Below are 26,782 nucleotides of genomic sequence, written 5' to 3' on the forward strand. Positions count from 1 at the left end.
GGGGGAGAGTGGGGCAGAGGAGAAGGAAGAAAAACACGAGCAACCGACCAACCCAACCCCCCCCCCCCCCGCCCCGCAGCGAGCGAACCCGGCTATCTCTGGTCGCCTCGAATATCTCCGGCGGCCGGATACCGCCGGCCGGTCGAGTACCGGTGGCTGCTCGAGCACCGCCGGGTCCGGATATCCGCGGTTGCTAGAGGCCTCCGGTCGACAGCAGGCCACCGTCGACACGTACCGTTTCGCCGGTGATCCACTGCGCCTGCTCCGAAGCGAGGAACGCGATCAGCCGGGCCACATCCTCCGGCGAACCGAGCCGCTTCATCGGGTAGACCTGCGCCGCGGCCTCCTCGTCGGCCGAGTACAGCGCATCCGCGAAACTGGTCTTCACCACCCCGGGCGCGACCGCGTTGACCCGGATCTTCGGGCCGAGCTGCCAGGCGAGTTCGTCGGTGAGCCGGATCAGCGCCGCCTTGGAGGCGCCGTAGGCGGCGATCACCCCGGTGGAACGCAGGCCCGCGACGCTGGCCACGTTCACCACCGCGCCGCCGTGTTCGCCCATCCACGCCTTGTACGCCTCCTGGATATAGCCCAGGGCGGCGACGACGTTCACATCGAAGATCTTGCGGACCGCGTCGAGATCGGCCTCCATCAGGGAGCCGTACACCGGGTTGATACCGGTGTTGTTGATCAGGATGTCCAGCGACCCGAATTCGGTGACCGCCCGCTGGACCGCGGCCGTGCGTGCCTCCGCGTCGCCGGAGTTACCGGCCAGTGCGATGACCTCGCCTTGATGCCCCAATCCGCGCAGTTCGGCGGCCGCCTTGTCCAGCGGTTCAGGTTTGCGCGCGGTGATCAGCACGTTTGCGCCCCGGCTCAGCAGCTCCGCGGCCACCGCGAAGCCGATACCCCGGCTGGCCCCGGAGACCAGCGCGCTCTTACCCAACAGATCGGTGCTCATAGCCGGGCACGTTACCGTGTCCGAGACGGCTGCCGGCCGGCAGCGGCGGTGCCGTAGGCCGCAGCGGGCGGGGCCACCGTGCGGGCAGGTAAAATCGGTGGTTCCGTGTCCGGATACGGCCGATCATGGGTGGAAAGTCCCGCCCGAACCCGCCGGACCATCGCCCCCAACCTGCTGCCGAGGAGATATCTGTGATCACCGCGACCGACCTCGAGGTCCGGGCCGGCGTCCGTACCCTGCTGTCCGCGCCCGGACCGGCGTTGCGGGTGCAGGCCGGCGACCGGATCGGCCTGGTCGGCCGTAACGGCGCCGGTAAGACCACCACCCTGCGCATCCTGGCCGGGGAAGGTGAACCGTACGCCGGCACGATCATGCGGTCGAGCGATATCGGCTACCTGCCGCAGGATCCGCGCGAAGGCAATCTCGATGTGCTGGCGCGCGACCGGGTGCTGTCGGCTCGCGGCCTGGACGCGCTGATCCGGGATATGGAGAAACAGCAGGCGCTCATGGCCGAACTGGCCGATGACACCGAACGCGAGCGGGCCGTCCGCAAGTACGGGCGGCTCGAGGATCGTTTCTCCGCGCTCGGCGGCTACGTCGCGGAAAGCGAGTCGGCCCGGATCTGCCACAGCCTGGGCCTGCCGGACCGCGTGCTGGGGCAACCGCTGCGGACGCTGTCGGGCGGTCAGCGGCGGCGAATCGAGCTGGCCCGCATTCTGTTCGCGGCCTCCGACGGCAGCGGCGGACGGTCCGACACCACGCTGTTGCTCGATGAACCCACCAACCACCTGGATGCCGATTCCATCACCTGGTTGCGCGGGTTCCTGCAGAACCACGACGGCGGGCTCATCGTGATCAGCCACGATGTGGACCTGCTCGCGGATGTCGTGAACAAGGTGTGGTTCCTCGACGCAGTCCGCGGGGAAGCCGATGTGTACAACATGGGCTGGACCAAATACCTCGATGCCCGTGCCACCGACGAACAGCGGCGCCGCCGGGAACGCGCCAACGCCGAGAAGAAGGCGTCGGCGCTGCGGACCCAGGCCGCCAAACTGGGCGCCAAGGCCACGAAAGCCGTTGCCGCCCAGAATATGGCCAAACGCGCCGACCGGCTGCTCGCCGAACTGGACGAGGTGCGCGTCGCGGACAAGGTCGCGCGGATCAAATTCCCGGAACCGGCGGCCTGCGGTAAGACCCCGTTGATGGCGGAGAACCTCACCAAGGTCTACGGGTCGCTGGAGATCTTCACCGGGGTGGACCTGGCGATCGACCGCGGCAGTCGCGTGGTGGTCCTGGGCCTCAACGGTGCCGGTAAGACCACCCTGCTGCGGCTGCTCGGCGGTACCGAGGAGCCGACCGGCGGTTCGCTGGTGCCCGGTCACGGGCTGAAGGTCGGGTACTTCGCGCAGGAGCACGACACCCTCGACGACGCGGCCAGCGTGTGGGAGAACATCCGGCATATGGCACCCGATGCGGGCGAACAGGAATTGCGCGGTCTGCTGGGCGCCTTCATGTTCAGCGGTCCGCAGCTCGACCAGCCCGCGGGAACGCTGTCCGGCGGTGAGAAGACCCGTCTGGCGCTGGCCGGGCTGGTCTCCTCGGCGGCGAACGTGCTGTTGCTCGACGAACCGACCAACAACCTGGACCCGATCTCCCGCGAACAGGTCCTCGACGCGCTGCGCACCTACGCCGGTGCGGTCGTCCTGGTCACCCACGACCCCGGCGCCGCCGAAGCCCTGAATCCCGAGCGCGTGATCCTGCTCCCGGACGGCACCGAGGACCACTGGTCGGCCGAGTACCTGGAATTGATTCAGCTCGCGTGAGTTTCATCACAAGAACTCATTGCCGGATGCTCGCCGAATGCTTAGCCTGAGAGTGACGCTGCTCGGCGACTCGGAGGAAGCCATGGGCGACAGGCCGGTACAGAGCAAGAGCACATTGGGTAAAGGCACCCGCGTCACGGGAAAGTCACGCGACCGCCTGCAGTCCCAGTTGAAGAAGCAATACGAAGCAGGGGCGAGCATCAGGTCGCTGGCACGCGCGACCGGGCGTTCCTACGGGTTCATCCACAATGTGCTGACGGAGTCGCATGTGCAGCTCCGCAGCCGTGGTGGCGCGAACCGCCGTAAAGCCCGCTAACCGCACCGTATTCGCAGGCTCCGCCGCCGGATATCGACCCGGCGGCGCGGGGCCCGGTGTGCCGGGTCGAGCCGGTTATGCCCGGGTCACCAGCCGGTCACCGCGCTGTCGCCGTGAGCCAGCAGGCCGGCCAGACTGGCGAAGATCGGCAGCCCGGTCTTGATCTCGAGATAGGCGAACTGTCCCTGCGGGTTGACCTCGAGGAAATAGTGCTCGCCGTCGAGGCCCACCCGCAGATCCAGCACGCCGAAGCAGAGTCCGAGGGTGCCCATCAAGGTGGCCAGTGATTTGCTGACCGCGGCCGGAAGCCGGGCGGGGGAGAAATCGACCGACACATCGAGTCGGGAGTCGACGCGCCCCGCACCCGCGCGGGAGTCGATCCGGACCACCCACTCCTGCCCGCCCACCCAGACCACGCGCAGATCGCATTCGGGATCGATATACCGCTGGAAGATCGTCGGCGACCAGCGGATCGCACCGAGCCGGTCCAGATCGGCGGGTTCGACGAGCCGGGTCTCGGCGAATTCCGCCCGGGAGGTGCCGGTGCGTTTGAAAACGACCCGCCCCGCACTGTTTTCGATGAACTCCCGGGCCGCGCCGGGATCGTTGGTGATCAGCGTCTCCGGGAGCGCACAGCCGGCCCGCCGGGCCGTATCCAGCTGGACGATCTTGCGGTGGGCGAGTCGATCGTGGCCGGGATCGTTGACCCACCGGGCCGGCAGCGACCACAGCAGGCCCTGCGTGAACCCATCGCATTCGGCCTGCCGATAGGCGTCGTCGTCGGCGCGGACCCCGGCCGGGACCCGGCTGGGATGCGGGCGCCGCCACCACACCGCGCGGATGTCGTCGAGGCCGGACAGGCCCGCCAATGAGCGCGCGCTCGCGGAACCGTCGAGCCGGAAACTGCCCGTTTCCCGGGGGAAATCGCGGAGATCGAGCCGTAGGGTGGTGACGCCGTACTGTTCTCGCAGTGTCGCCTGCATGGCTGCGGCGTGCAGATCATCGGATTCGGAGACGATGAGGACCGACCCCTGCCGGGTGGTCATCGTGGTGGCCGCTCAGTCGAGACTGTCGCAGTGGATACCGTCGTCGCTGCTGTTGTACGACCGGGTCTGCGCGAAGGTGAATGTCGCCGGGTGGTGCGGGGGATCGGCGAGGTGCAGCCGCCGCGCCCAGGTTTCGGTGAGCCGGCGTAGCTGGGTATCGCCGAAGGCCGGCGACGGGGGTGCCGCCAGCGTCAGCGGCCGTTCGCCCACATCGATACGCAGCCGGCGGGTGAAATCGGCGGTTGCGCCGGACCGGATATCGACCAGGACTGTGCCCGCGGGGGTGCCGGGCCGTTCGTCGTGCTCGCGGATCCCGAGTACATCGCAGGGGGCGAAGGTCCACGTCCCGTCCGCGACCCGGATCCGGACAGCATCCTCGTCGTCGGCGAGGAGCACACCAGTGAGGGTGGCCACCGCATCGGATTGTGTTGTGCCGACGGGAGGCAGGACAGCGGTCATCTGATTTCTCCGATCTAGCTCGCAATGTGCCACGACCCGAGCGCGTCCGGATCATAACGCCGCCGCGGCACGGCGGCGGCCGATATCGCCGGAATTGTGTCCGCAGAAAGCCGATCTCGAGACCGGGAAAATTACCGGGACGGAAGTTTTCCGGCCACCGGGCAGAACGGCCCGGCGGACGGAATGTTTGCCGAATGCTTCCTCGGCGCCGTTCAGCCGCCGAGGAGTTCGGGTTTCTCGGCCAGTGCGCGCAAGCGCCCCGCCGGATCCGCGACCAACCGGCGGGCATCCAGATCCAGCACTCCGCCGACGCCGACCACCTCGGCCGAGAGGGTGCCGTCGGCGCGGATCATCTCCTGCCGGATACGATAGGTTTTGCCCGAACCCCATTCGAATTCGCAGCTCACCCGGACCTCGTCGCCGCTGCGCAGTTCGCGCCGGTATTTGATGGTGGTTTCCAGAATCACCGGTCCCAGCCGGGCCGCCACCAGTTTGTCCGCCTGTAGTCCCGCGGCCACCAGGCACTCCCAGCGGGCGTGTTCGGCGTACTGCAGGTAGACCGCCTGATTGACATGGCCCTGGACATCGAGTTCGTAACCGCGGACGGTGATGGGGACGGAGAAGGTCATATTTCTGCGAACTCGCCGCGGGTCACTGTTGTTCCCTCGGCTCCGGAGCTCCGGGGCGGCGTCGTACCGAGGCCTCGACCAGATCCAGGACGGCGGTAAGGTTTTCGTTCGTATGCCCCGAGGCGATCCGGGCGATGAGACCGTCCAGCACGAGGTCGAGGTAACCCAGCAGGACATCGGTGGGGACATCGTCGCGCAACGCCCCGGCCGCCTTCCGGCGTTCGAGCCGGGCCAGGGTGGCCGCGGTGAGCTCGGCCGAACGCTGCGTCCAGCTCGACCGGAACTCGGGATCGGTGCGCAGCCGCCGGGCGATCTCCAGCCGGGTGCCCAGCCAGTTGTACTCCTGCGGATCGGCGAGCATATCCCGCATCACCTGCACGATGCCCTCGTTGGCCGCGACCTCGGCCATTCGCTCGTTGTCCTCCTGGGCGAGCGCCAGGAAGAGGGCGTCCTTATCGCGGAAATGATGGAAGATCGCGCCCCGGGACAGGCCGATGGCATCCTCCAGACGGCGCACGGTGGCGCCGTCGTACCCGAACTCGGCGAAACAGCGGCGCGCGCCGTCGAGTATCTGTGTGCGCCGGGCGGCCAGATGATCGTCGCTGACCTTGGGCATGGACTCTCCTCCAGCGGGGGTGGATACGAAATGACGGGCGGTGGGTCACAGATACGCGCATCCCCGCCGCGGCCGAGACCGAGGCGGGGAATCCCGGTGTCTACTATGTGATCTCGCGGGAACCGCGCCGCATCCGGGTCCGGCGCGGCCGTCCGGCCGGCAGGCGCCTCGCGGACTGCTCGGAGACCGGCCCGCACACCGGACCCCGAACCGGAGGAGCCGGTGGCTCGGGTCACGGGATCCGGTGCGCGAGCCCGGTGGTACCCGGGCTCGCGGTACCTGCGATCAGTTCCGGATCATATTCCGCAGCACGTACTGTAGAATGCCACCGTTGCGGTAGTAATCCGCCTCACCGGGGGTGTCGATACGGACCACCGCGTCGAACTCGACCTTCGACCCGTCGTCCTTGGTCGCCGTGACGTGGACGGTGGCCGGGGTGGTGCCCGAGTTGAGTTCCTCGATACCCGCGATATCGAAGACCTCGGTACCGGTCAGGCCCAGCGATTTCGCCGATTCGCCCTGCGGGAACTGCAGCGGGATCACACCCATACCGATCAGGTTCGACCGGTGGATACGCTCGAACGATTCGGTGATCACGGCCTTCACACCCAACAGGCGGGTGCCCTTGGCGGCCCAGTCGCGCGACGAACCGGAGCCGTACTCCTTACCGCCCAGCACGACCAGGGGGATACCGGCCTTCTGGTAGTTCTGCGAAGCGTCGTAGATGAACGCTTGCGGGCCGCCGTCCTGGGTGAAGTCGCGGGTGTAACCGCCCGAGACATCGTCGAGGAGCTGGTTGCGCAGCCGGATGTTGGCGAAGGTGCCGCGGATCATCACCTCGTGGTTACCGCGGCGCGAGCCCAGGGAGTTGTAGTCCTTGCGCGCCACGCCGTGCGAATCGAGGTAGTCGGCGGCCGGGGTACCCGGTTTGATGGCACCGGCGGGGGAGATGTGGTCGGTGGTGACCGAATCGCCCAGCAGGGCCAGGACGCGGGCGCCCTTGATATCGGCGACGGGCTCCGGATCCATGCCCATACCGTCGAAATACGGCGCCTTGCGGACGTAGGTGGAATCGTCGCTCCACTCGAAGGTGTTGCCCTCCGGGGTGGGCAGGCTGCGCCACCGCTCGTCGCCCTTGAAGACATCGGCATAGGACTTGGTGAACATCTCCTGGCTGATCGCCGACTTGATGGTGTCGTCGATCTCCTGCGCCGAGGGCCAGATGTCCTTCAGGAACACCGAATTGCCCTGGGTGTCCTTGCCCAGCGGATCGTTCTCGAAATCGAAGTCCATCGTGCCCGCGAGCGCGTAGGCGATGACCAGCGGCGGGGATGCCAGGTAGTTCATCTTCACGTCGGGCGAGATACGGCCCTCGAAGTTACGGTTACCCGACAGCACCGCGGTGACGGTGAGGTCGTTGTCGTTGACCGCCTGCGAGATCTCCTCCGGCAGCGGACCGGTGTTACCGATGCAGGTGGTGCAGCCGTAGCCACCCAGGTGGAAGCCCAGCTTCTCCAGGTAGGGCCACAGACCGGCCTTCTCGTAGTAGTCGGTGACGACCTGCGAACCGGGGGCCATATTGGTCTTCACCCACGGCTTGCTGGTCAAGCCCTTCTCCACCGCGTTACGGGCCAGCAGCGCGGCACCGATCATGACCGACGGGTTGGAGGTGTTGGTGCAGGAGGTGATACCCGCGACCGCCACCGCGCCGTGGTCGAGCACGAACTCACCGCGCTCCTCGGACACCACCCGGATCGGTTTGGAGGGCCGGCCGTCGGCGCCGCTGGCCGCGGAGTTGACATCGACGGCCCCGTCGTCGGCGAAGCTGAGCATCGGCGCGGGATCGGAGGCCGGGAAGGTCTCCTCGACCGCCTCGTCCAGTTTGCTGTGCGGGGTCGGGTAGTCCTCTTCCACGTAGTTGTGGATGTCCTTGCGGAACGCGATCTTCGATTCGCTGAGCAGGATCCGGTCCTGCGGGCGCTTCGGGCCGGCGATGGAGGGCACCACGGTGCCCAGATCGAGCTCCAGGTACTCGGAGTAGGTGGGCTCCGAGGCCGGGTCGTGCCACATGCCCTGCTCTTTGGCGTAGGCCTCGACGAGCGCCAGCTGTTCGTCGCTGCGGCCGGTGAGACGCAGGTAGTTGATGGTTTCTTCGTCGATCGGGAAAATCGCCGCGGTGGAGCCGAACTCGGGGCTCATATTGCCCAGGGTGGCGCGGTTGGCCAGCGGCACCTCGGCCACGCCCTGTCCGTAGAACTCGACGAACTTGCCGACCACACCGTGCTTGCGCAGCATTTCGGTGACGGTGAGCACCACGTCGGTGGCGGTGACGCCCGGCTGGATCTCACCGGTCAGTTTGAAGCCGACCACGCGCGGGATCAGCATGGACACCGGCTGGCCGAGCATGGCGGCCTCGGCCTCGATACCGCCGACGCCCCAGCCCAGCACACCCAGGCCGTTGACCATGGTGGTGTGCGAGTCGGTGCCGACGCAGGTGTCCGGGTAGGCTTGGCCGTTGCGGACCATGACGGTGCGGGCCAGGTACTCGATATTGACCTGGTGCACGATACCGGTGCCCGGGGGAACGACCTTGAAATCGTCGAAGGCGCCCTGGCCCCAGCGCAGGAACTGGTAGCGCTCACCGTTGCGCTCGTATTCGAGTTCGACATTGCGCTCGAAAGCATCGGCGCGGCCGAACACATCGAGGATGACGGAGTGGTCGATGACCATCTCGGCGGGGGAGAGGGGGTTGACCTTCTCCGGGTCGCCACCCAGGGCGGCGACGGCCTCGCGCATGGTGGCCAAATCGACCACGCAGGGCACGCCGGTGAAGTCCTGCATCACCACGCGGGCCGGGGTGAACTGGATTTCGATACTGGGCTGGGCGTTGGGATCCCAGTCGGCCAGCGCACGAATATGGTCGGCGGTGATGTTCGCGCCGTCCTCGGTGCGCAGCAGATTCTCGGCGAGGACCTTCAGTGCGTACGGGAGTTTCTCGGTGCCGGGCACGGCCGAGAGGCGGAAGATCTCGTAGGAGTTGCTTCCGACCTCGAGGTTGCCCTTGGCGCCGAAAGTATCGATACTTTTGGTCACGTCAGCTCCACTTGTCGGGTGTGGGCGCCGTCGGCGGGGCTGTGCCGGCGGCGGTACGTCTCTGGCATGAGGTGCCGGCCCGGGATGGCGCCGGTTCCCCGCGGTTCCCAACCCTAACAGTACGCTTGTCCTGTGAAATTTTCGGGGCGGCGCCCGGTCACCGCGGCCCGGCGTGGCAACCGTTCGGCGTGGCGGGTGTGCACCGACCGCGCCGTCGTCGCGTAATCTGCTCTCGAGCTGGACCGGATTGCCGGGGCGTGCCGTCGGGTACTCCCGGAACTCGTGCCCAGTGCTCGCTACCCCTGTCGCCTCGTCCGACGATGCGGCCTCGACCAAGACCGGATGGAAGATGACCGTCACCCACACTTCGGCCTTCTCCCTCAAGGCCACCAAGCTGCCGGACGAATTCGACACGGACACCATGGCGGAAGTCCGGACCGATCTCGCCGACAACGGGGTGTCCACACCCGACGGAGACGACCAGAGCGAACTGGCCGCAATCGTGGCCGATGCGCGGGCGCACGGCATCGACCTGAGCATCGTGGTGATGCACGGCAACCCCGGCCACGATTCGGAACTGCGGGATCTGGCCACCGAGGTCGCCGGATTCCAGCACGGCACGATCGCGGTCTTCAGCGACGACTGGATCGGCACCACCAGCGATTCGATCAGCCGCGTGCGGCTCGAATGGGCCGAGGACACGGCGAAGTTCAAAGGCGGTGACAGCGAGGAGGCCGCCCAGATCCTGGTGCACCGCCTCGAACAGACCCCGACGGTGAGCTGGACCGAGATCACCTCGGTGCTGCTGGCCGGGCTGGTCCTGGTGATCGGCGGGTTGTACTGGGTCAAGGCGCGCCGCGACGAGACGCCGGCAGCAGATACCGCGACTCCGCCGGACGCCCCGGCGCCCGCGGGAGACTCCGAGATTCCTGCCCGGGTCACCGAAGCAGCCGTGCGCGAACCGGCCTCGCGGTAGGCGCCTGCGCCTGCCGCTATTCCATGGGTCGCGCCTACTCTGTGGGTGCGTGTCGCGGGCCGTGTGACCGCCGCGATCGCGGGCGCGGGATCCGGCCGGCGCCGACAGGCGGGGGCCGCGCGTCTGCGGCGTTGTACGGGTCTGAGCAGCTATCGAGCCGATGGCTGCGGGGCCACATGGCGCCTGTGGCTCGCTCTCTGCGCCCGCCTGTCCCGCCGTCCGGCGGAATTGCGCAGGTTTCGGCGGCCGCTGCGGCGGGCATCATGCCTTATCGGTACGTATGGTCGAGGGCGACGGGCGATGCCGGCGGCCGCGGCCACCGGGCGGACACCGTCCGCCGGGCCGGCGACCGCAGGTGAAGGCGGCGAAATCCGCGACAGTGGAGCCGGTTGCGGCGGATACGGTCATCACCTGGAATAGTTGTGACAGCACGCACAGGACCGAGGCGAAAGCGGGGATGTTGGTGACTTCGACGGACGGTGTCAAAGGGGCGGACTTGGCGAAAGAACCGCCGGCGCCTGCTTCGAGCACCCTCGAACGCGACGTCCAGACCCTGGAAAAAGCGATCTACGAGGTCAAGCGGGTAATCGTCGGGCAGGACCGGCTGGTCGAGCGGCTGCTGGTCGGGGTGCTCGCCCGCGGTCATGTGCTGCTGGAGGGCGTGCCCGGTATCGCCAAAACGCTGGCGGTGGAAACCTTCGCCAAGGTGGTCGGCGGGTCGTTCTCCCGCGTCCAGTTCACCCCCGACCTGGTGCCCACCGACCTCGTCGGTACCCGGATCTACCGCCAGGGCCGGGAAGAGTTCGATACCGAACTGGGCCCCGTCGTCGCCAACTTCGTCCTGGCCGACGAGATCAACCGCGCCCCCGCGAAGGTGCAGTCGGCGCTGCTCGAGGTGATGGCCGAACGGCATGTGTCGATCGGCGGTAAGACTTACCCGATGCCCGATCCCTTCCTGGTGATGGCTACGCAGAACCCGATCGAGAGCGAAGGCGTGTACCCGCTGCCGGAAGCGCAGCGTGACCGGTTCCTGTTCAAGATCGTTGTCGACTACCCCTCCGTCGAGGAGGAACGCGAGATCATCTACCGGATGGGTGTCGCGCCGCCGGAGCCCGGGCAGATCCTGGAGCCGGCGGAGTTGATCCGTTTGCAGAAACTCGCCGCGAGCACCTTTGTGCACCATGCGCTGGTGGACTATGTGGTCCGGGTGATCTCGGCCACTCGTGTCCCGGCCGAATTCGGTATGCACGATGTGGCGAACTGGATCTCCTACGGCGCCTCCCCCCGCGCCAGCCTCGGCATCATCGCCGCCGCCCGTGCGGTCGCGCTGATCCGCGGTCGCGACTATGTGGTTCCGCAGGATGTTCTCGAGGTCATCCCGGACGTGCTCCGGCATCGCCTGGTGCTCTCCTACGATGCGCTCGCCGACGAGATCAGCCCCGAGGATGTCATCCAGCGGGTCCTGCAGACCGTCGGCCTGCCGCAGGTGGCGCCGCAGGCGGTGGCGCCCGGTGCGCCGCCCGCCGCCGAGAACGGTAACGGCCGGCCGCCCGCACCGCCGCAGCAGGCGCCCCAGGTGCCGCAGACCGCCGGCACGAACCAGCCCCAGTGACCCGGCCGGACCCCCGTGCCCGAGTGCCCATGGCAGATCACGCGCCACCTTCGTTCCGGTCGGGCGAACTGACCGACCCGCATCTGGCGGCCGCCCTGAAAACCCTGGAGCTCACGGTGCGCCGCCGGTTGGACGGCGTACTGCACGGCGATCATCTCGGCCTGATCCCGGGGCCCGGTTCGGAACCGGGTGAGGCGCGCGCCTATCAGCCCGGTGACGATGTCCGGCAGATGGACTGGTCGGTCACTGCCCGCACCACCCATCCGCATGTCCGGCAGATGATCGCCGACCGGGAACTGGAAACCTGGATGGTGGTGGATCTGTCCGCCAGCCTGGACTTCGGCACCGGCGCCTGTCAGAAACGCGATCTCGTGGTCGCCGCCGCGGCCGCGATCACCCATCTGACGATGGGCGGCGGTAACCGGGTCGGCGCCGTGGTGGCCACCGGCGAACAGTTGCGGCGCATTCCGGCGCGGAGCGGCCGGGTGCACGCACAGTCGCTGCTGCGCAGTATCGCCACCACGCCGCATCCGCGCGACGGGGTACGCGGTGATCTGCACGGCGCCATCGAATCGCTGCGCCGCCCGCAGCGTAAACGCGGACTCGCGGTGGTGATCAGCGATTTCCTCGGGGATATCACCTGGCAGCGGTCGCTGCGCGCCATCTCCGCGCGCCACGAGCTGCTGGCCGTGGAGGTGCTCGATCCGCGCGATATGGCCCTGCCCGATATCGGTGACGTCGTGCTGCACGACCCGGAAACCGGGCGGACCCGCGAGTTCAGCGTGACGCCCCAGTTGCGCGCCGACTATGCGGCGGCCGCGCAGCGGCACCGGGAGGAGGTCGAGCAGACCTTGCGCAGCTGCGGCGCCCCCGTGATGACCTTGCAGACCGACCGGGACTGGATCGCCGATGTGGTCCGGTTCGTCTCCACCCGGCGCCACAGCCTCGGCGCCTCGACTTCGCGGGTGCCACGCCAGTGAGTATTTCGAATTTCGCCGCCCCGATCTGGCTCGGGTTCCTTGCCGTCATCCTGCTGCTGGCGCTGGCGTACCTGCTGGTCCAGCGCAGTAAACACCGCCATATGCTGCGATTCAGCAATATGGAGCAGCTCGAGAAGGTGGCGCCGAACCGGCCGGCCTTCTGGCGGCATATCCCGATCATCCTGGTGATCGTCGGCATGGTGTTCTCCACCATCGGCGCCGCCGGGCCGACCGCCGAGCAGAAGGTGCCCCGGAACCGGGCCACCGTCGTCCTCGTCATGGACGTCTCGCTGTCGATGGAAGCCACCGATGTATCACCGAGCCGGCTCGAGGTCGCCCAGCAGGCGGCCAAGGATTTCGCCGAAGGCCTCACCCCGGGTATCAACCTGGGCCTGGTGACCTACGCGGGAACCGCCTCGGTACTCGTCTCGCCCACCACCGACCGCGGCTCGGTGAAGGCCGCCATCGACAACATCCGCCTCGCCGAACGCACGGCCACCGGTGAAGGGATCTTCACCGCCCTGCAGTCGATCGAAACCCTCGCCTCGGTCCTGGGCGGTTCGGAGACACCGCCGCCGGCCCGGATCGTGCTGATGTCCGACGGTAAACAGACGGTCCCGGATTTCGAGGATTTCGACAATCCGCGGCACGAATTCGTGGCGGCCCGGCTGGCCAAGACCAAGAAGATCCCGGTGTCGACGATCTCGTTCGGCACCCAATGGGGTGTGGTCGAGATCCCGCGCGACGACGGGGGCGCCGATCAGGTCGAGGTACCGGTGGACGACGAGGCGATGCAGGAGATCGCGCAACTGTCCGGTGGGGAGTTCTATACGGCCTCCAGCCTCGAGGAACTCTCCGGCGTCTACGACACCCTCGAAGAACAGATCGGCTACGAGATCACCCGCGGGGACGCGAGCCGGCCCTGGTGGCTGCTCGGTCTGCTGGCGACCCTCGCCGGTGTCGTGGTGGCCCTACTGATGCGGCAGCGGCTGCCGTAACCGGATCCACCGGCCCCTCAGCGGGCCGGTGAGTACGCCGCCGACGGGCCGGGTTCGATACCGAACCCGGCCCGTCGCCGTACCCCGGTTTGTGCGAGACGCACAAGTACACCGGCGAAATATGGGTGGACGTCCCATGCGAGTGCTACCGGCGCCGCCAGGTAGGTTTGTCCCCATGTCGAACTTCACAGCACGCTCGGTTCTGGTGACCGGCGGCAACCGCGGGATCGGGCTCGCGGTGGCGCAGCGCCTGCACGCCGACGGTCACAAGGTGGCCGTCACCCATCGCGGTTCGGGTGCACCCGAGGGCCTGTTCGGAGTGAAATGCGATGTCACCGACAGTGAATCGGTGGATCGGGCTTTTTCCGAGGTCGAGGCGCAGCAGGGTCCGGTGGAAGTACTGGTCGCCAATGCGGGAATCACCGACGACACGCTGCTCATGCGGATGACCGAAGAGCAGTTCACCACGGTGGTAGATGCGAACCTGGCCGGCGCCTTCCGGTGCGCCAAGCGGGCCAACCGGGCCATGCTGCGCGCCCGGTGGGGCCGGATGATCTTCCTCGGCTCGGTCGTGGGCCTCGCGGGCCAGGCCGGGCAGATCAACTACGCCGCGTCGAAAGCCGGTGTCGTCGGGCTGGCGCGGTCCATCACGCGCGAACTGGGCGGGCGCTCGATCACCGCCAATGTCGTCGCGCCCGGTTTCATCGATACCGATATGACCAAGGACCTGCCGCAGGAGATGCGGGAGCTGGCCGAGAAGTTCATCCCGATGAAGCGGGTCGGCAAACCCGAGGACGTCGCGGCCGTGGTCAGCTTCCTCGCGTCGGAGGATTCGGCCTACGTCTCCGGTGCGGTGATCCCGGTCGACGGTGGTATGGGTATGGGGCACTGACCCGCCTGCAGGTCACCGAACACTTCTCGACGGCCGCGCCGGCGATACGGTGAACACCGTCGGCACGGCCGGTCGAACGCGATCCACAACACCACACATCAGGGAGAACCGAGAACTCATGGGCGGATTGCTCGAAGGCAAGACGATCCTCGTCACCGGCATCATCACCGATGCCTCGATCGCGTTCCACGCGGCGGCGATCGCACAGAAGGAGGGGGCCCGGGTGATCATCACGGGTCTCACCGAGCGCCTGCGGTTGATCGACCGGATCGCCAAGCGGCTGCCCGAGGAGGTGCCGCCGGCCATCGGGCTCGATGTCACCAACCAGGAGGATCTGGACAAACTGCCCGACGAGCTGCGTCGTCTCGCCCCGGAGGGCATCGACGGTGTGCTGCATTCGATCGCCTTCGCCCCGAAGACGCTGATGGGTCCGGATGCCGTTCCGTTCCTGGAGGGGCCGAGCGCGGATGCCGCGAAATCCTTCGAGATCTCGGCGTGGAGCTATGCGGCGCTGGCACGGGCGGTACTGCCGGTGATGAACGAACGCGGGTCGATCGTCGGCATGGATTTCGATCCCCGGACCGCCATGCCGTACTACAACTGGATGGGTGTGGCCAAGGCCGCACTGGAATCGGTGAACCGGTATGTGGCGCGTGAGGTCGGTTACGCGAAGCAGATCCGGTCCAACCTGATCGCCGCCGGCCCGGTGAAAACCCTTGCCGCCAAGGCGATCGCCGGGACCGCGACCGATGACGCGAAACAGCTCAAACAGCTGGATACCTACTGGGACGGCGCGTCCCCGATCGGCTGGGACGGCGGCGCCGAAGTGGTCGGCAAATCGATCGTGGCGCTGCTGTCGGATTGGTTGCCCGCGACCACCGGATCGATCGTCTACGTCGACGGCGGGGCCAGCCACAACACCTGGTTCCCCGAGAACATGCCGCTGGACTGATCACCGGACCTGTAAGGAGGCGCCGTGGCCCGCGCGGCCGACGCATTGCTGCTGCTGTCCTTCGGTGGCCCCGAGGGACCCGAGGATGTGCTGCCGTTCCTGGAGAACGTCACCCGCGGCCGTGGCGTCCCTCCCGAACGCCTGACCGAGGTCGCCGAGCATTATCTGCACTTCGGTGGGGTATCGCCGATCAATGCCTGCAATCGCGCGATCATCACCGCGGTGGAGGCCGAACTGGTGCGTACCGGGCTCGATCTGCCCGTCTACTTCGGCAACCGGAACTGGCACCCGATGGTCGAGGACACGCTGGCGCAGATGGCCGCCGACGGGGTGCGTTCGGCCCTGGTGTTCCCGACCTCGGCCTGGGGCGGATACTCGGGGTGCCGGCAGTACGACGAGGACATCACCAGGGCCCGGGCCGCGGTGGGCCCGGAGGCGCCGGAAATGGTGAAGCTCCGGCATTATTTCGATCATCCACTGCTGATCGCGGCCTTCACGGACGCGATACACGCTGCGCGGGAGACGCTTCCGGCCGGACGGGCCGAGAACGTCCGGCTGGTGTTCACCGCGCATTCGGTGCCGGTCGCCGCCGACAACGCGGCCGGACCGCCCGCCGACGGCGGTAATCTCTACAGTCGGCAGGTGGCCGAGGCTGCGCGGTTGTGTGCCGCAGCAACAGGTTTCGGTGATTACGACGTGGTGTGGCAATCGCGGTCCGGGCCACCGCAGGTCCCGTGGCTCGATCCCGATATCGTCGATCACCTGGAAACCTTGCCGGACAAGGGGTTCGACGCCGTGATCGTCTGCCCGGTGGGTTTCGTCTCCGATCACCTCGAGGTGATCTGGGATCTCGACAACGAAGCCGCCACGAAGGCCGGCGAACTCGGGATCGCCTTCGTCCGCGCGGCAACTCCGGGTACCGACGATCGATTCGCCGAGATGGTGGTCGAGTTGATCGCCGAGCAACTGCGCGGAACATCGCCGCGGCGTCTCGGTGAGGTACCCGGTCACGGGTGTACGGTCGACGGCGCGCTGTGTGCCGTCGGCTGTTGCGAACCGGTGCGACGACCCAGCGGTTGCTAGCAGGCATGATCCCGGACGCGCCATAGCGTGCGTCGCCGCGTCGCGGGCGCACCACCGCAGCGCCGACGTCGAAGACCGGGCTCGCGCCGGCCGGCGGCGATAGCGGACCGTGCCGGGTCGGGCGGCTGACCGCGTGCGGCACCCTCTCAGGGCACGATGACCGGCACGTGATCGCTGCACCTCCCTCGCGGGACAGCCCGTTCTGCGTGCGAGCGGCCGGCAGGCCTGTCGTGATCAGGACGGACCGACGGTGATAGGTGCACCGCACCCAGGCCGTTGGGCGGGCGGTGGATCCGCTACGTCCAGCAGGGAGGTCGTCGCCGCGCCGGCCGGTAGTCAGGGGTGGCGTCCGGTCGGTGGGTCCGTCGAGACCAGGGTGGACCGATGGTGATCGGAGCGCTCTGTGTGGACGAGTCGGCCTGGGGACAACACAGCGCCGGTGGCGATCCGGACGCCCGACCGTCGCGGGGCCGGCTCAGCGTGTCTGGGGAGCTGCCGTGTGCACGGCGACCAGGCGGGCAGCCCGGAGAGCGTCCCACAGGGGGCGCAGCAAGGATTCCTGGGCCGTCGCGGCGGTGGCCGAGGTGGGTGCGGAGGCGGGCTCGCGCTGGGCGACGGTGAGGATCGCCGCCACGTGGTCGGCGGTATCCAGGATGCGTCTGGCCCGCAGCGGCACGTACTCGGGGTAGGTGTGGCGGGAGTAGTCGGCCAGTTCGGCCTCGATGAGTTCGCGTGGATCCGCGTCGCCGCCGCCGAGGCCGGTGGTGTGCAGCCGCATGAGCGCGTCGGCGGCATCGCGGACGGCTTCGCGCATGGCGTACTCGGCCTCACCCAGCGACATATCGGGGCCCGCGGCAGGCGGCATCGGGACGGCGTAGACCGTCCACTGCAGGGTGGAATCATCCTCGTGATACGGGATGAGCCCAGTGCCCTCCGCGCCCGGAACTCCGATGAGAATTCCCTCGCCCGCCTCGATCGCATCGGTGGCGAACGCGGTACCGACCGGCAGCCCGCGGACATCGCCGGGTACCGGCAGCACCAGCCGCAGCTCCGCACCGGGTGCGGCCAGTGCCTGCCGAATCATCTTGAGCAGCGGCATAACCGCTGTCGCGGCGGTCTCCCCGAGTGCGGTCCACGGCAGGTCGGTGCGCCCACCGGTCACCGGATCACCGGCGGACAGCGTGTGCCGCGGGGCCCAGGCGTGCAATGCCTCGAGAACGTCGTCGGGCGCGCTGCGACCCGCGAGCCACGAACCGGCCCACAGCGTGAGGGTGGCACTGGGAGAGCACATAATCATCGAGCATAAAGGGTGCCGGCAGTCGGCGGGCAGCGTCTGCGCAGGCTGTCGGCACGCGTTAGAATTGTTGCCCCGGTTCGGTGACGAAATCGATCAGCCGTTCCACCGCGCCCAGCAATGGCGCCTCCAGATCCCGGAACGAATTCACCGCCGAATACACCCGCCGCCAGCCGTCCTGCGGTGTGCCCCAGCCCAGTCGGCTGCAGACACCGGTTTTCCAGTCCTCGTTGCGTGGGACGCGCGGCCATTCCGGGATTCCGACGGCTGCCGGTTTCACCGCCTGCCAGATATCGACGAAAGGATGCCCGGTGACGAGAACGAATTCACCGAGCCCGGTGGTGAGATGCGTTTCCTTGGATCCGGTCACCAGATGGTCCACGAGCACACCGACCCGTTTACCGGGTCCGGGGCCGAATTCGGCCAGACGCGCAGCGAGATTGTCCAGTCCTTCCAAATGCTCCACCACCACGCCCTCGACCCGCAGGTCGTGCCCCCAGACCCGCTCCACCAACGCGGCATCGTGCACGCCTTCCACCCAGATCCGGCTCGGCGCGGCAACTTTCGCGCGCAAGCCCTCCACCCGGGTCGAACCGGAGGCCGAACGGGCGGGTTTCGCGGGCGCCGATTTCGCCGGTCGCCGCAATGTCACGGGCTTGCCGTCGATGAGGAAAGCCGCTTCGCGCAACGCGAAAAGGCGTACCGCGCCGCGGGCGTCCGCCAATTTCACGAAATCGCCGTCGTAGGTGCGGTCGAACCCCACCACCGCACCGCAGAAACCGCTGGCCGCGTCCTCCACCACCAGTTCGGGTTCCGCCACGACCTGGGCAACGGTGCGTTTCGCGGTGCGCGGATGGCCGGAAAAGATATCGCCGTATCGATCGCTCACCGGCCCGAAAGTAGCGTATCGGCGGGTTCGGCGGCGGCTGCCGGGGCGGGGTGTCGTCATCCGGGCCCCGTGCGGCGGAATATCCCACTAGGCTGGGCGGCGTGGCCGCTATTGTCTGGCTGGTCGCCGGTGTGCTGCTGGCGGCTGCCGAGATGTTCGTCGGTGAACTGACGCTGCTGATGCTCGGTTCCGCCGCGTTGCTGACCGCGGGAGTGAGCTTCCTGACCGATGCCCCGGTCGTGGTGGATGCGGTGGTCTTCGCGGTCTCGGCGGTGGTGCTACTACTGGGTGTCCGGCCGACGCTGTTGCGGCGCTTCGGAACTCCACCGCCGACACCGACCAATGTGGACGCCCTGACCGGTAAGACCGCGCTGGTGCTGGAACCGGTCGGTGAACACGACGGCCGGGTGAAGCTGAGCGGCGAAGTGTGGAGCGCCCGGTCCCTGGACCCGGGGGAGGAGTACCCGGAGGGCGCGACCGTATACGTGATGAAGATCGACGGGGCGACCGCGGTCGTCTGGAAGGGCCCGTAAATGGCTGCATTGATACTCGTCGCCGCACTGGTGGTGCTGGCGGCGGTGGTGGTTTTCAAGTCGATCGCCCTGGTACCGCAGGCCGAAGCCGCGGTGATCGAACGACTCGGCCGGTATTCGCGGACGGCGTCGGGGCAGCTGACGTTCCTGGTGCCGTTCGTCGACCGTATCCGCGCCAAGGTCGACCTGCGCGAGCGCGTGGTGTCCTTCCCGCCGCAACCGGTGATCACCCAGGACAATCTCACCCTGCAGATCGATTCGGTGGTGTACTTCCAGGTCATGCAGCCGCAGGCGGCGGTGTACGAGATCTCCAACTACATCGCGGCGGTCGAACAGCTCACCGTGACCACGCTGCGCAATGTGGTCGGCGGAATGACCCTGGAGGAGACGCTGACCTCCCGCGACCAGATCAACAGCCAGCTGCGCGGGGTGCTCGACGAAGCGACCGGCCGCTGGGGCCTGCGGGTGGCCCGGGTGGAGTTGAAGGCCATCGATCCGCCGCCGTCGATCCAGGAGTCGATGGAGAAGCAGATGAAGGCGGACCGGGAGAAGCGAGCCATGATCCTCACCGCCGAAGGCAACCGGGAATCGCAGATCAAGACCGCCGAGGGTGCCAAGCAGTCGCAGATCCTCTCCGCCGAGGGTGCGAAACAGTCGGCGATCCTGTCCGCTGAGGGTGAACGGCAGAGCCGTATCCTGCGGGCCCAGGGTGAGCGCGCCGCCTCCTATCTGCAGGCGCAGGGGCAGGCCAAGGCGATCGAGAAGGTTTTCGCCGCGATCAAATCGGGCAAACCCACCCCCGAGCTGCTGGCCTACCAGTACATGCAGACCCTGCCCATGGTCGCGCGGGGCGATGCGAACAAGGTGTGGCTGGTGCCGAGCGATTTCGGGAAGGCGCTGGAGGGTTTCGCGAAGAATTTCGCCACCAAGGGCGAGGACGGTGTCTTCCGGTACGAGCCCCCGGCCGAGGACGAGACCTCGGGCAAATTGGATGACGACGCCGACGAGGTCGCGGATTGGTTCGACACCAGTACCGATCCGGCCGTCGAGCGTGCGGTGCGCGCCGCCGAGTCGGTGGCGCGGACACCGGTGGATACGGCAGCTCCCGTGAACACGGCAAAACCGGATCCGCAGACGGCGCCGCGGCAGCAGCAGCCCCCGCAGGCGGTCATGCCGCCGCAGCCCGGCCCCGCGTACGGCGTGCAACCACAGCAGCCGGGGACGCCTCCGCAGCAGTACCACCAGCAGCCGCGGCCACCGCACCAGCAGTAAACCGCTCGCTCCGGCCCGCCGGATGACCGGATCGGCCATCCGGTGAAACCGCGGCACCGTATCGCCGGTCAGGGAACAATCGAAACCCTCTGCTGGACACGACCTCCGGTCCACCCCTGTTATCGGTCGGTCGCGCTATCGGCCGATGACGTGACAAGGGCGTGGCCGGGGACGGCGGCCGGGTCGGTGGTGACCGGTTTCCAGCGCTGGTCGATCACCAGGCCGAGGCAGCCGGCGGCAATACAGGCGATCGACACTCCGACCATGACCGGGTGGGTGCCACCGGTCAGTGCGTCGGCGAGCACTACGGTGGCGGCCGTGCCCGGCAGGATGCCCACGAGTGTGGCGCCCAGATACGGCCAGAAGCGGATCGAGGACAGTGCACACGAATAGTTCACCACCGAGAACGGCGCGAAGGCGATCAGGCGTAGCGCGCCGACCGCGAGCCAGCCGCGGCGGCGCAGACGGTCGTCGATGATCTGCACGGTCGGATGGTTGAGGTAGGGCGCGACCCGGTCCCGGCCGAAGGCGCGGACCAGCAGGAAGGCCGCCGCCGCACTCAGCAGCGAGGCGGTGACCGCCACGCCGAGGCCCAGGAAGGGGCCGAAAAGCAGCCCCGATGCCACGGTGAACACGGTGCGGGGGACCGGCGCGATGATGATCAGCGTATGCGCCGCGAAGAACAGCACCGGGAACCACGGTCCGGCGCCCTGCGCCCATTCCTGGATCTGGCGGGGGTCCGGTAACGGGGTGAGCAGCGCCGCCGCGCAGACGACCGCGGCGAGGCACAGCACGAGGACCAGCCGGCGGTCGCGGAGGATGCGGGACACCGGGCGAGATTACCGAGTGGTGTGCGCGTCGCGGCAATCGGTGCCGACGCTGTGGCCGGGCACGGTCCCGGGGCGCGGCGGTTGTGCGATCGGACGAGGCGGCCCAGAACAGTAGCGGACCGCCCGCCGGGCCATCTCGGCAGGATGAGGTTACTCGTTGGTAGCGGTGGCCCCGGGCGCTCGATACGGGCGTCCCGGCTAGCATCGGAGGGGCGGGCTGAATGCCCGTTAACCAAAGTATTCGCTGAGCTGGGCGGATGCCAAGGTACCCGCGCACGTAGTTGGTGCGCTTGTACTGGAACGACAAGAGGGAACAGGGTATGCCGATTGCTGCAGAGCCCGCGGCGGGGGCTGATCCGTCCTCGTCCGCGGTGCCCGAATATCCCGCCTGGCGCAAGGGTGTGGCGGGTGTGCTGGCCAAGACCCGCAAGGTCGATGCGGCCGAACTCGGTGCGGAACCCGAAAAGCTGCTGAACCAGTCCACGTATGACGGACTGGAGATCGCGCCGCTGTACACACGCCGGGACGAATTGCCCGAGCAGCCGCTGCCCGGAGCCTATCCGTTCGTTCGTGGCGGCGACGGCACCCGCGATGTCCATCGCGGCTGGTTCGTCAACGTCCATATCGCCGCCGCCGATGCGGCGACCGCGAACCGGGAACTGACCACCGGCCTCGAGAACGGCGCGAGCGCCGTCGAACTCGCCGTCGGTGCGCACGGTGTACCGGTGGGTGACCTGGCCGCCGCGCTCGACGGCCTGCTGTTCGAGCTGGCGCCGCTGGCTCTGCGCGCCGGCACCGAGACCGCCGAAGCGGCCGCGGCCGTGTACGAGGTGGTCGACCGGTATTCAGCGCCCGACCGCGCCGCGATCCGGATCTCCCTCGGCGCGGCCCCGCTCACCGCCGCTTTCGCCGGAATCGAGGAACTCGGGCTCGCCGAGACCACGGCCCTGGCGGCCGCCGCCGGGCAGCGCCCCGAATCCGTCCGTGCGATCACCGTGGACGGCACCGTCTTCCACGATGCCGGCGCCTCCGACGCCCAGGAGCTGGGTGCCGCCGTCGCCGCCGGGCTCGAATACCTGCGCGTGCTGTCCGGGGAGATGCCGGTCGCCGAGGCGCTGCGCCAGGTGGAGTTCCGGTTCGCCGCCACCGATGACCAGTTCGCCACCATCGCCAAGTTCCGCGCCGCGCGCCGTCTCTGGGCGCGGGTCGCCCACGCCCTCGGCGCACCGTCGGAAGGCGCGGCTCCGCAGCATGCGGTGACCTCCGCGGCGATGATGAGCCGGCGCGACCCCTGGGTGAATCTGCTGCGCACGACCCTGGCCGCCTTCGGCGCCGGTGTGGGTGGCGCCGATACCGTCACCGTGCTGCCGTTCGATTCCGCGCTGCCGGCCGGTGAACTCGGGGTCTCGGCGTCGTTCTCGGAGCGGATGGCCCGCAACACCCAGCTGCTGCTGCTCGAGGAATCCCATCTCGGGCATGTACACGACCCTGGTGCCGGTTCGTGGCACGTCGAGCAGTACACCGCCGACCTGGCCGCTGCCGCTTGGGAATTCATGCAGGAACTCGAGGCCGCCGGCGGCTACCGTGCGGCGCTGGATTCCGGCCTGCTCGGCACGCGTATCGATGCGACGAAGGCACGGCGGGAAAGCGATATCGCCCACCGCCGGACCGCCGTCACCGGCGTGAACGAATTCCCGAACCTGGCCGAGGCGCCGCTGTCGGAGGCCGCTCTGACGGCCGGACCGGGGCAGCGCTACGGCGCCGTGTTCGAAGCGCTGCGCGATCGTTCGGATACCTATCTGGCTGCGCACGGCACCCGCCCGCAGGCGCTGCTGGTGCCGCTGGGCACAGTGGCCGAGCACAATGTGCGGGTCACCTTCATCGCCAACCTGCTGGCTTCCGGCGGGATCGAATCCATCAATCCGGGGCCCCTGGCCGACGGTGAGATCGCTGCGGCGGCACAGGAATCCGGCGTGCAGATCGCGGTGCTCTGCGGCACCGACGCGCGGTACGGCACCGATGCCGCGGGCGCGGTGGAACAACTACGCAGCGCCGGCGTCGACACGGTACTGCTGGCCGGACCCGAGAAGGTCGTGAACGGTATCGAGGAGGCCCGGCGTCCGGACGGGTTCCTGGCGGCCCGGATCGACGCGGTCGCCGCCCTGACCGCCCTGCTGGAGAAGGTGGGAGCCTGATGACGACTCAGCGAATCGAGCAGGTGGTCGGCAGTTTCGCCGACGTGCCGCTCACCGAGCCGGGGTTGACCCCCGCCGCGGCCGACGAGAGCGCACGCGATGCCTTCGTGCAGGAGTCGGCCACCGCGAACAACTACGCTCCCGAACAACTGGTGTGGTCGACCCCCGAAGGGATCGACGTCCCGCCGGTATTCACCAAGGCCGATCGGGACGCCGTGGCCGCGGCGGGTTTCCCGCTCGACAGCGTCCCCGGTGTGGCGCCGTTCGTGCGCGGACCGTATCCGACGATGTATGTGAATCAGCCGTGGACCGTCCGCCAGTACGCGGGTTTCTCCACCGCAGCCGATTCCAACGCCTTCTACCGCCGTAACCTGCAGGCCGGTCAGAAGGGCCTGTCGGTGGCGTTCGACCTGGCCACCCACCGCGGGTACGACTCCGACCATCCGCGGGTGCAGGGTGATGTCGGCATGGCGGGGGTGGCCATCGATTCCATCCTGGATATGCGCCAGCTCTTCGACCAGATCCCGCTCGACCAGGTCAGCGTCTCGATGACGATGAACGGTGCGGTGCTGCCGATCCTGGCGCTGTACGTGGTGGCCGCCGAGGAACAGGGCGTGGCGCCGGAACAGCTGGCCGGAACGATTCAGAACGATATTCTGAAAGAGTTCATGGTCCGCAATACCTATATCTATCCGCCGAAACCGTCGATGCGGATCATCTCCGATATCTTCGCCTACACCAGCGCGAAGATGCCGAAGTTCAATTCCATCTCCATTTCCGGCTACCACATCCAGGAAGCCGGTGCGACCGCCGATCTGGAGCTCGCCTACACCCTCGCCGACGGCGTGGAATACCTGCGGGCCGGGATCGACGCCGGAATGGAGATCGACAAGTTCGCGCCCCGGCTGTCGTTCTTCTGGGCCATCGGCATGAATTTCTTCATGGAGGTCGCCAAGCTGCGTGCGGGCCGGCTGCTGTGGAGTGAACTGGTCGCGAAGTTCGAACCGAAGAATCCGAAATCGCTGTCGCTGCGGACCCATTCGCAGACCTCGGGCTGGTCGCTGACCGCGCAGGACGCCTACAACAATGTGGCGCGGACCTGTATCGAGGCGATGGCGGCGACCCAGGGGCACACCCAGTCGCTGCACACCAATGCCCTCGACGAGGCGCTCGCGCTGCCGACCGATTTCTCGGCCCGTATCGCACGCAATACCCAGCTGCTGATCCAGCAGGAGTCCAACACCACCCGCCCGATCGACCCGTGGGGTGGCTCCTACTACGTCGAATGGCTGACCCATCAGCTCGCCGAACGCGCGCGGGCCCATATCGCCGAGGTGGAGGCGCACGGCGGGATGGCGCAGGCCATCGGTGAGGGCATTCCGAAGCTGCGGATCGAGGAAGCCGCGGCCCGGACCCAGGCCCGTATCGATACCGGCCAGCAGCCGGTGATCGGTGTCAACAAGTACCAGGTCGCCGAGGATCACGAGGTCGAGGTCCTCAAGGTCGAGAATTCGCGGGTGCGGGCCGAGCAGCTCGAGAAGCTGCGGAGCCTGCGCGCCGATCGCGATCAGGACGCGGTGGAGCGGGCGCTGGCCGAATTGTCCAGGGCCGCCGCCTCGTCCGACGGCGGGATGGAGAACAACCTGCTGGCGCTGGCGATCGACGCCGCGCGGGCAAAGGCGACCGTCGGCGAGATCTCCGACGCGCTGGAGAAGGTCTACGGCCGGCATCAGGCCGAGATCCGTACCCTGTCCGGTGTGTATCGCGATGAGGCCGGCAAGGTCACCAACATCACCACCGCCGGGGATCTGGTGGAGGAATTCGCCGAGGCCGAGGGCCGGCGTCCCCGGATCCTGGTCGCGAAGATGGGCCAGGACGGTCACGACCGCGGCCAGAAGGTGATCGCCACCGCCTTCGCCGATCTCGGCTTCGACGTCGATGTGGGCCCGCTGTTCCAGACCCCCGAAGAGGTGGCCCGCCAGGCCGCGGACAACGATGTGCACTGCGTCGGTGTGTCCTCGCTGGCGGCCGGTCACCTCACGCTGGTGCCCGCCCTGCGGCAGGCACTGGCCGATGTCGGCCGGTCCGACATCATGGTCATCGTCGGCGGGGTCATCCCGCCCGGTGATTTCGACGAGCTCTACGAGGCGGGTGCCGCGGCGATCTTCCCGCCGGGCACCGTGATCGCGGACGCCGCGATCGATCTGCTGCGTAAGCTCGGCGCCGCGCTCGGACACGAGCTCGGTTCCGGCGCAACCGGTGCCGAGGCGAATACGCAGGGATGAACGCGCGCGCCATCGACGTCGACGCGCTCGCGCAGGCGGTCCGCTCCGGTGAGCGGGCCGCCCTCGCCCGGGCGATCACCCTGGTCGAATCCACCCGGACCGACCATCGGGAGCGGGCCCAGCAGCTCCTGCTGAAACTGACCCCGGAACCCGGTGCCGCCCTGTCGAATCGGGTCGGCATCACCGGTGTGCCCGGGGTCGGCAAATCCACCTTCATCGACGCGCTGGGGATGAACCTGATCCAGCAGGGCCACCAGGTCGCGGTGCTGGCGGTGGACCCGTCGTCCACCCGCACCGGCGGGTCGATCCTCGGTGACAAGACCCGGATGGCGCGGCTGTCGGTGGAGCCGAACGCCTTCATCCGGCCCTCGCCGACCGCCGGGACGCTCGGCGGGGTCGCCAAGGCCACCCGCGAAACCATCGCGCTGCTCGAAGCGGCCGGTTACGACGTGATCCTGGTGGAAACCGTCGGCGTCGGCCAGTCCGAGGTGACGGTGGCGAATATGGTCGACGTATTCTGCTTCCTCACCCTGGCCCGCACCGGTGACCAGCTGCAGGGCATCAAAAAGGGTGTGCTGGAACTGGCCGATCTGGTCGCGGTGAACAAGGCCGACGGTAAACACGAGATCGAGGCCAAGGGCGCGGCCCGGGAACTGTCCGGAGCGTTGCGGCTCATCCATCCGCACGATGCGTTGTGGAAACCACCGGTACTTACCATGAGCAGTCTCGAGGGGACCGGGCTGGACAAGTTCTGGCAGACCGTGCTGGACCATCGCCGGGTGCTGACCGAGGCGGGGGAGTTCGCCGAGAAGCGGCGCCGCCAGCAGGTCGATTGGACCTGGACCATGGTGCACGACCAGTTGCTGCGCCGGCTTGCCGACAATCCGAACGTGAAGTCGATCCGCGGGGACGTGGAGGCGCAGGTGCGGGCGGGTGCGCTCACAGCTGCGCTCGCCGCGGAACGGTTACTGGACGCTTTCGACAACTGACCGGGACTTCGGCGGTGCACAGCGCCGCCGAAGTTTCTTTCGGCCTGCGTTCACAATGTCGC

General features: G+C 68.0%; 23 protein-coding genes. 14 read left to right on the plus strand and 9 right to left on the minus strand.

Features of this window, described 5'->3' with window-relative positions; all coding sequences use genetic code 11:
• Window positions 1-193: 193 nt before the first annotated feature.
• Window positions 194-958 (minus strand): SDR family oxidoreductase, encoded by a 765-nt coding sequence (locus ACFWPH_RS17290; protein ID WP_378752071.1) that lies wholly within the window; start codon window positions 956-958, stop codon window positions 194-196.
• Window positions 959-1,149: 191 nt separating this feature from the next.
• On the opposite strand from ACFWPH_RS17290, the gene ACFWPH_RS17295 reads away from it, so the two are divergent.
• Both ACFWPH_RS17295 and ACFWPH_RS17300 read left to right on the plus strand, forming a co-directional pair.
• Window positions 1,150-2,781, plus strand: a complete 1,632-nt coding sequence (locus ACFWPH_RS17295) for an ABC-F family ATP-binding cassette domain-containing protein (RefSeq protein ID WP_378752073.1) — start codon at window positions 1,150-1,152, stop codon at window positions 2,779-2,781.
• A gap of 82 nt (window positions 2,782-2,863) precedes the next feature.
• Window positions 2,864-3,097 carry a helix-turn-helix domain-containing protein gene (locus ACFWPH_RS17300; RefSeq protein WP_033246289.1) on the plus strand — a complete coding sequence of 78 codons (234 nt, stop codon included), beginning with the start codon at window positions 2,864-2,866 and terminating at the stop codon, window positions 3,095-3,097.
• A gap of 86 nt (window positions 3,098-3,183) precedes the next feature.
• Here the strand turns inward: ACFWPH_RS17300 and ACFWPH_RS17305 are convergent, their stop codons facing one another.
• From ACFWPH_RS17305 to ACFWPH_RS17325, 5 genes are all read right to left on the minus strand, one after another.
• Window positions 3,184-4,143 (minus strand): hypothetical protein, encoded by a 960-nt coding sequence (locus ACFWPH_RS17305; RefSeq protein WP_378752075.1) that lies wholly within the window; start codon window positions 4,141-4,143, stop codon window positions 3,184-3,186.
• 12 nt (window positions 4,144-4,155) lie between these two features.
• A complete protein-coding gene (locus ACFWPH_RS17310) occupies window positions 4,156-4,557 on the minus strand; it encodes a hypothetical protein (RefSeq protein WP_378752077.1) in 402 nt (133 codons plus the stop codon).
• Window positions 4,558-4,814: 257 nt separating this feature from the next.
• On the minus strand, window positions 4,815-5,231 hold the full coding sequence (locus ACFWPH_RS17315; RefSeq protein ID WP_280418768.1) for an acyl-CoA thioesterase: 417 nt from the start codon (window positions 5,229-5,231) through the stop codon (window positions 4,815-4,817).
• A gap of 22 nt (window positions 5,232-5,253) precedes the next feature.
• Window positions 5,254-5,847, minus strand: coding sequence for a TetR/AcrR family transcriptional regulator (locus tag ACFWPH_RS17320; protein WP_378752079.1), 594 nt, complete (start codon window positions 5,845-5,847; stop codon window positions 5,254-5,256).
• A gap of 285 nt (window positions 5,848-6,132) precedes the next feature.
• A complete protein-coding gene (locus ACFWPH_RS17325; protein WP_378752081.1) occupies window positions 6,133-8,940 on the minus strand; it encodes an aconitate hydratase in 2,808 nt (935 codons plus the stop codon).
• Between the two features lie 349 nt (window positions 8,941-9,289).
• Here ACFWPH_RS17325 and ACFWPH_RS17330 point away from each other — a divergent pair, with 349 nt between their 5' ends.
• The 7 genes from ACFWPH_RS17330 (at window position 9,290) to ACFWPH_RS17360 (ending at window position 16,433) form a co-directional block, all read left to right on the plus strand.
• Window positions 9,290-9,916: a DUF6676 family protein gene (locus ACFWPH_RS17330; RefSeq protein WP_378752083.1), complete on the plus strand. Its 627-nt coding sequence runs from the start codon at window positions 9,290-9,292 to the stop codon at window positions 9,914-9,916.
• A gap of 457 nt (window positions 9,917-10,373) precedes the next feature.
• Window positions 10,374-11,528, plus strand: a complete 1,155-nt coding sequence (locus tag ACFWPH_RS17335) for an AAA family ATPase (protein ID WP_378752085.1) — start codon at window positions 10,374-10,376, stop codon at window positions 11,526-11,528.
• A gap of 29 nt (window positions 11,529-11,557) precedes the next feature.
• On the plus strand, window positions 11,558-12,508 hold the full coding sequence (locus tag ACFWPH_RS17340; RefSeq protein ID WP_033246200.1) for a DUF58 domain-containing protein: 951 nt from the start codon (window positions 11,558-11,560) through the stop codon (window positions 12,506-12,508).
• Window positions 12,505-13,506: a VWA domain-containing protein gene (locus ACFWPH_RS17345; protein WP_378752087.1), complete on the plus strand. Its 1,002-nt coding sequence runs from the start codon at window positions 12,505-12,507 to the stop codon at window positions 13,504-13,506. Before ACFWPH_RS17340 ends, ACFWPH_RS17345 begins: the two co-directional genes overlap by 4 nt.
• A 175-nt stretch (window positions 13,507-13,681) precedes the next feature.
• On the plus strand, window positions 13,682-14,398 hold the full coding sequence (fabG1, locus tag ACFWPH_RS17350; protein ID WP_378752089.1) for a 3-oxoacyl-ACP reductase FabG1: 717 nt from the start codon (window positions 13,682-13,684) through the stop codon (window positions 14,396-14,398).
• 118 nt (window positions 14,399-14,516) lie between these two features.
• Window positions 14,517-15,350 carry an NADH-dependent enoyl-ACP reductase InhA gene (gene inhA, locus ACFWPH_RS17355; protein ID WP_033246197.1) on the plus strand — a complete coding sequence of 278 codons (834 nt, stop codon included), beginning with the start codon at window positions 14,517-14,519 and terminating at the stop codon, window positions 15,348-15,350.
• Between the two features lie 24 nt (window positions 15,351-15,374).
• Complete coding sequence (locus ACFWPH_RS17360; protein ID WP_378752092.1) at window positions 15,375-16,433, plus strand: ferrochelatase; 1,059 nt, start codon at window positions 15,375-15,377, stop codon at window positions 16,431-16,433.
• A 475-nt stretch (window positions 16,434-16,908) separates the two neighbouring features.
• Here the strand turns inward: ACFWPH_RS17360 and ACFWPH_RS17365 are convergent, their stop codons facing one another.
• Together ACFWPH_RS17365 and ACFWPH_RS17370 are read right to left on the minus strand one after the other, a co-directional pair.
• Window positions 16,909-17,724, minus strand: a complete 816-nt coding sequence (locus tag ACFWPH_RS17365) for a hypothetical protein (protein WP_378752094.1) — start codon at window positions 17,722-17,724, stop codon at window positions 16,909-16,911.
• Between the two features lie 64 nt (window positions 17,725-17,788).
• A complete protein-coding gene (locus ACFWPH_RS17370; protein ID WP_280461703.1) occupies window positions 17,789-18,616 on the minus strand; it encodes a DUF3097 domain-containing protein in 828 nt (275 codons plus the stop codon).
• A 101-nt stretch (window positions 18,617-18,717) separates the two neighbouring features.
• On the opposite strand from ACFWPH_RS17370, the gene ACFWPH_RS17375 reads away from it, so the two are divergent.
• Together ACFWPH_RS17375 and ACFWPH_RS17380 are read left to right on the plus strand one after the other, a co-directional pair.
• On the plus strand, window positions 18,718-19,149 hold the full coding sequence (locus tag ACFWPH_RS17375; RefSeq protein WP_033246193.1) for an NfeD family protein: 432 nt from the start codon (window positions 18,718-18,720) through the stop codon (window positions 19,147-19,149).
• A complete protein-coding gene (locus tag ACFWPH_RS17380) occupies window positions 19,150-20,421 on the plus strand; it encodes an SPFH domain-containing protein (RefSeq protein WP_378752097.1) in 1,272 nt (423 codons plus the stop codon). It begins immediately after the preceding gene.
• 119 nt (window positions 20,422-20,540) lie between these two features.
• On the opposite strand, the gene ACFWPH_RS17385 is transcribed toward ACFWPH_RS17380, so the two are convergent.
• Window positions 20,541-21,251, minus strand: a complete 711-nt coding sequence (locus tag ACFWPH_RS17385) for a TVP38/TMEM64 family protein (RefSeq protein ID WP_378752099.1) — start codon at window positions 21,249-21,251, stop codon at window positions 20,541-20,543.
• A 320-nt stretch (window positions 21,252-21,571) separates the two neighbouring features.
• Here ACFWPH_RS17385 and ACFWPH_RS17390 point away from each other — a divergent pair, with 320 nt between their 5' ends.
• From ACFWPH_RS17390 to meaB, 3 genes are read left to right on the plus strand one after another with little or no spacing between them, the layout of a single operon-like run.
• Complete coding sequence (locus ACFWPH_RS17390) at window positions 21,572-23,446, plus strand: methylmalonyl-CoA mutase family protein (protein ID WP_378752101.1); 1,875 nt, start codon at window positions 21,572-21,574, stop codon at window positions 23,444-23,446.
• Complete coding sequence (gene scpA / locus ACFWPH_RS17395) at window positions 23,446-25,731, plus strand: methylmalonyl-CoA mutase (protein ID WP_378752103.1); 2,286 nt, start codon at window positions 23,446-23,448, stop codon at window positions 25,729-25,731. The genes ACFWPH_RS17390 and scpA overlap by 1 nt, the downstream gene beginning before the upstream one ends.
• Window positions 25,728-26,720: a methylmalonyl Co-A mutase-associated GTPase MeaB gene (gene meaB / locus ACFWPH_RS17400; protein WP_378752105.1), complete on the plus strand. Its 993-nt coding sequence runs from the start codon at window positions 25,728-25,730 to the stop codon at window positions 26,718-26,720. Before scpA ends, meaB begins: the two co-directional genes overlap by 4 nt.
• Window positions 26,721-26,782: the final 62 nt, after the last annotated feature.

Origin of the sequence: Nocardia sp. NPDC058499 (assembly GCF_042719915.1) — a bacterium.
Lineage (GTDB): Bacteria > Actinomycetota > Actinomycetes > Mycobacteriales > Mycobacteriaceae > Nocardia.